Origin of the sequence: Clostridium sp. N3C (assembly GCF_900095445.1) — a bacterium.
In the GTDB taxonomy this organism is placed as follows: domain Bacteria; phylum Bacillota; class Clostridia; order Clostridiales; family Clostridiaceae; genus Clostridium_AU.
Genome location: NZ_FMJL01000090.1, coordinates 1 through 603, shown reverse-complemented (window position 1 = coordinate 603; position 603 = coordinate 1). Strand labels below are relative to the sequence as shown.

At 52.1% G+C, this 603-nt stretch carries 1 rRNA gene; it reads left to right on the top strand.

Annotated elements, in window-relative coordinates:
* Positions 1-603: ribosomal RNA gene (locus N3C_RS14395) — 23S ribosomal RNA — on the top strand; the annotation flags it as partial.

The window sequence follows — 603 nt, the reverse complement described above, 5'->3', positions numbered from 1 at the left end:
TTTGGTCGAAAACCTAAGGTTTCCTGGGGAAGGCTCGTCCGCCCAGGGTTAGTCGGGACCTAAGCTGAGGCCGATAGGCGTAGGCGATGGACAATCGGTTGATATTCCGATACCACTACAACGCGTTATTACCGATGGGGTGACGCAGGAGGATAGGATGTGCTCACTATTGGATGTGGGTCTAAGTACTTAGGCAGAGCAGATAGGCAAATCCGTTTGCTCAATGCTGAGGTGCGATGGGGAGCGAAGTTTAGTAGCGAAGTATCTGATTCCACGCTGCCAAGAAAAGCCTCTAGGGAGTGAAGTAGTGCCCGTACCGCAAACCGACACAGGTAGGTGAGGAGAGAATCCTAAGACCAGCGGAAGAATTGCAGTTAAGGAACTCGGCAAATTGACCCCGTAACTTCGGGAGAAGGGGTGCCTACGAGAGTAGGTCGCAGAGAATAGGCCCAAGCAACTGTTTAGCAAAAACACAGGTCTCTGCTAAAGCGAAAGCTGATGTATAGGGGCTGACGCCTGCCCGGTGCTGGAAGGTTAAGGGGATTGCTTAGCGCAAGCGAAGGCATGAACTTAAGCCCCAGTAAACGGCGGCCGTAACTATAA